The organism is uncultured Arcanobacterium sp., assembly GCF_947253055.1.
Taxonomy (GTDB): Bacteria; Actinomycetota; Actinomycetes; order Actinomycetales; family Actinomycetaceae; genus Arcanobacterium_A.
In genome coordinates this window covers 1-4,478 of the sequence record NZ_CAMXYE010000093.1, presented here as the reverse complement: position 1 = coordinate 4,478, position 4,478 = coordinate 1, and the positions used below count along the sequence as shown (strand labels likewise).

Annotated in this window: 4 protein-coding genes; all 4 read left to right on the top strand. The window is 51.2% G+C overall.

Features of this window, described 5'->3' with window-relative positions:
• On the top strand, window positions 1–1,241 hold a 1,241-nt coding region (gene lysA / locus Q0X35_RS06060; protein ID WP_297566549.1), incomplete at its 5' end, for a diaminopimelate decarboxylase.
• Window positions 1,242–1,278: 37 nt separating this feature from the next.
• Window positions 1,279–2,604 (top strand): homoserine dehydrogenase, encoded by a 1,326-nt coding sequence (locus tag Q0X35_RS06055; RefSeq protein ID WP_297566547.1) that lies wholly within the window; start codon window positions 1,279–1,281, stop codon window positions 2,602–2,604.
• Window positions 2,604–3,704 carry a threonine synthase gene (gene thrC / locus Q0X35_RS06050; protein WP_297566545.1) on the top strand — a complete coding sequence of 367 codons (1,101 nt, stop codon included), beginning with the start codon at window positions 2,604–2,606 and terminating at the stop codon, window positions 3,702–3,704. The genes Q0X35_RS06055 and thrC overlap by 1 nt, the downstream gene beginning before the upstream one ends.
• A gap of 75 nt (window positions 3,705–3,779) precedes the next feature.
• Window positions 3,780–4,478 (top strand): homoserine kinase (gene thrB / locus Q0X35_RS06045; RefSeq protein WP_297566543.1); only part of this gene is annotated, 699 nt, incomplete at its 3' end.

Below are 4,478 nucleotides of genomic sequence, written 5' to 3'. Positions count from 1 at the left end.
CTCGTTTTGGTACTCCGCTGTATATCCTCGATATCGCAGATGCGCGGGCCCGCGCGCGGCGCTGGAAAGAAGCTCTCGATAGTGCTTTTGCTGATTTGGCGGGTGGAGATGTCTATTATGCCGGAAAGGCTTTTCTTTCGAAGGCTTTTGCGCGGTGGATGTGGGAAGACGGGCTCTATATTGACGCCACTTCGGCGGGAGAATTACAGACTGCTTTGGCGGGTGGAGTGCCGGGAGAGCGCTGTGCTTTGCATGGCAATAATAAATCCCGCGCGGAAATTACTGCCGCCTTGGAGAATAACCTCGCTCATATCGTGGTTGATTCAATAGCGGAATTGGAGCTAGTAAATGAGCTGGCTGCTGCGCAGAAAAAAATAGCTCCCATATACTTGCGCCTCACTTCGGGAGTGCACGCCGGCGGGCATGAATTTATCGCTACTGCGCACGAAGATCAAAAATTCGGTATTTCAATTCCGAGTGGAGCCAGCCATCTAGCTATAAAACACGCTCTAGAGTTACCTTATGTCCGCTTACAGGGTTTACATTCGCATATTGGATCGCAGATTTTACAGTTAGATGGTTTCCGGGCGGCAGCTCGCATTCTCTTGGCGGAAAGAGCTTGGGCGATGGAGCAGGGAGCGGAAATATCTGAGATTGATTTCGGAGGCGGCTACGGGGTGCGCTACACCGAATTGGATAGTATTCCGCCTACTCCAGAAGAATTTACCTGCGCCTTAGCTGCAGAAGTAAGTGCTCATATTGCGGAAGCCGGATTGCCGGCTCCGCGCGTATCTATTGAGCCGGGTCGTTCGATTATTGCTCCAGCTGTATGCACTCTCTATACGGTGGGCACGGTCAAAGAGGTGGAACTAGCCGAAGGGATTAGGCGCTATATCTCCGTCGACGGAGGGATGTCGGATAATATTCGCCCAGCTCTCTATGCAGCCGACTACACAGCGGCACTTGTATCTCGCAGTTCGCTCGCTCCCTTAGAGCGCGCCCGCGTAGTGGGTAAACATTGTGAATCCGGTGATATTGTGGTGCATGATGTGGCTTTACCTGTGGATATTAAAGCAGGAGATTTATTAGCGGTACCGGTGACGGGCGCTTATGGAAGAGCAATGGCGTCTAATTACAATATGATTCCCCGCCCGGGAGTGGTAGGGGTGAGGAACGGAGAAGCAGAAATGCTTATTCGCCGGGAAACGGTAGCAGATTTATTAGCTCTTGACCTAGGGTAAACTGAGAAGAGTTGGGAAAAGAATAGCGAGGAAAGTAGTGGAAAAAAGCGTAAAAGTAGCTCTGTTGGGTTGCGGCACAGTGGGAAGCGCAGTAGCGCGGCTGCTTAGTGAACAGGCAGATATTCTCGCGGCGCGCGCAGGAGCTCGCCTCGAATTAGTGGGAATTTTAGTAAATGATTTACAAAAAGAGCGCCATTTACCGGTCGATCCGGCGTTATTTACCACTGATGCCTTGGAGCTGATAAAAAAAGCAGATATCGTAATCGAGCTTATTGGTGGAATTGATCCGCCGCATGCCTATGTACGGGCCGCTTTAGAGAATGGAGCTTCGGTAGTCACGGGCAATAAAGCACTTTTGGCTACTCACGGACCGGAACTTTATGAATTAGCTGCTGCTAAAGATGTAGATCTTTACTACGAAGCGGCGGTGGCCGGAGCAGTGCCGGTAGTCTATGGCTTAAGAGAATCCTTGGCGGGTGATCGAGTCCAGCAAGTACTGGGAATTATGAACGGTACTACCAATTTTATTCTCGATCAGATGCACACCACGGGAGCAGAGTTTTCCCAAGCGCTTGCGCGTGCACAGGAGTTAGGTTTTGCGGAAGCAGATCCGAGTGCCGATATCGATGGCTTAGATGCGGGCGCGAAAATCGCTATTCTGGCTTCTCTAGCTTTCCATACCCGGGTGCGGTTAGATGATGTGGAAATAAGTGGTATTCGGGATGTGACGGCGGAAGATATTAAAGCGGCCGAAAAAGCCGGCTACGTAATTAAGCTAATTGCGGCGGCGCGAATTCGTACAGACGCGCAGGGGCAAGGCGGAATTGAAGCTAGCGTAGCTCCTACGCTGGTGCCGAAAGAAAATCCGCTGGCCGCAGTGAGCGATTCTTTTAATGCGGTGATGATTGAGGCAGAATCTGCCGATCGTTTGATGTTCTATGGCCGCGGCGCCGGCGGAGCGCCTACTGCTTCTGCGGTGCTTTCAGATTTGGTGGCGGCAGCTGGAAAGCGAGTATATGGAGGGCAAGCTCCGCGGGAAATAGTTTACGGTTCTCATCCGATACTCGCTAAAGGTGATTTCCATTCGCGTTATTATATCAAGTTGCAAGTGGCAGATAGGCCGGGAGTATTGGCAGAGATGGCGAGTATATTTGCGCAGCACAACGTCTCCCTTTCTACTGTGAGCCAGGAAGGTCAGCCGCAAAGCGATAAGGATAATGTTGCGCAGGTGCAGAAGCAGCCGGTAGAGATTATCTTTATTACGCATATGGCGCGGCGGGCGGATATTGATGCTGCGGTAACTGAGTTGAATAAATTAGCTGCGGGCGCGCCAGCAAAAGTGTTGCAGGTGGAGGATAAATAATGGCACATCAGTGGCAAGGGGTTATTTACGAGTATTTAGAGCGGATGCCTTTTTCGGATTCCGATCCGGTGGTTACCCTGCAAGAAGGGGGCACTCCGCTCATTTATTCCCGTTCTTTGAGTGCAAAGGTTGGAGGCGAAGTCTACATAAAAGTAGAGGGAGCAAATCCGACTGGATCTTTTAAAGACCGCGGTATGACGGCAGCTATTAGCCATGTCTGCCAAAGCGATACGAAAGTAGTGGCTTGTGCCTCTACTGGCAATACCTCTGCTTCGGCTGCGGCTTATGCGGCGGCGGCTGGTTTGGAATGCGCAGTAATTTTACCGGCTGGAAAAATTGCGGCGGGAAAGCTGGCACAAGCGATTGTGCACGGGGCAAAGCTGATTGCTATTGACGGCAATTTCGATGACTGCCTGCGTATTGTGCGGGAGCTGACGGCTAAATATCCAGTGGCTTTAGTTAATTCCATTAATCCCTATCGCTTGCAGGGGCAAAAAACTGCTGCTTTTGAGATTGTAGATGCTTTAGGAGATGCGCCGGATATTCACGTATTGCCGGTAGGGAATGCAGGAAATATAACCGCTTATTGGATGGGGTATATGGAGTATGCAGGGAAAACTACTGCTGCATCTCTGGATGATACCGCGCGGCGTCTTCCCCCGGTAGCGAAAAAAGTGCCGCAGATGTGGGGAGTACAAGCTTGGGGAGCTGCTCCGCTGGTGCTGGGGCATCCCGTGGAGAAACCGGAAACTCTGGCCACGGCGATTCGAATTGGTAATCCGGCTTCTTGGGATTACGCCGAAGCCGCTAAGCAAGATTCGCACGGTTGGATAAGAAGAGTGAAAGATAGTGCAATCTTGCAGGCACAGGCACTTTTAGCGGCCGAAACTGGCATATTCGTAGAGCCAGCTTCAGCTGCTTCAGTGGCTGGTTTATTGGCGGCGGCAAATGAGAATGAAGTACCGGCGGGGGCGCAAATTGTCTGCACCGTCACGGGAAATGGTTTAAAAGACACGGCCACAGCTCTGCAAGGTCGAGAATTTACCCAAGATCCGCTTCCGCCGAATACTGCTGCAGTACGCCAGGAATTGCAGCTGTAGGGGAGAAAATTTTTTCTAATCGGAAGTGAACCGAAATTTCAATCGGAAGTGAACCGAAAGTAGAGAAGAGCGAAAATGCGGATTGTAAAAGAAAATGCACGGGTGCGAGTACCTGCTACTTCAGGAAATCTTGGTCCGGGTTTCGACTGTCTCGGAATGGCGCATGATTTGTGGGATGAAGTTTTCGTCTCTCTCACTACTGGCCCGACGCGAGTCACGGTACTAGGGGAAGGGAAAGATACGGTACCGCGAGATGAATCGCATCTAATCATCACGGTAATTAACGATGTATTGGATAAATTGGGATTGCCTCGCGCCGGTTTAGATTTGATTTGCCGAAATCATATTCCGCATGGAAGAGGCCTCGGCTCTTCTGCAGCGGCGGTAGTAGCCGGAATCATGCTGGTACGTGGCATAATAGACCAGCCAGAGGTACTAGATGATAAGACGGTTTTGGAATTGGCTACCTCTTATGAAGGGCATCCAGATAATGCCGCTCCCTGTATTTACGGAGGGGCGACTCTTTCTTGGGTAGAAGGAAAAGAGATAAATACGCTGCAGCTACCCGTCTCGGAAAAAATTCACACCACTTTATTGGTGCCGCAGGAGGTACTTTCTACGGCGGCCGCGCGCACGGCTTTGCCGGAAAAAGTGCCGCACCCAGACGCCGTTTTTAATCTCTCGCGCGCCGCACTCTTGGTGCACGCGCTAGAACACCGCCCAGATTTGCTTTTTTCCGCTACCGCCGATCGTTTACATCAAAATTATCGAGCG

Coding starts and splice junctions, on each gene's coding strand:
- thrC (WP_297566545.1), top strand. CDS start 2,604: ATGGCACATCAGTGGCAAGGGGTTATTTACGAGTATTTAGAGCGGATG.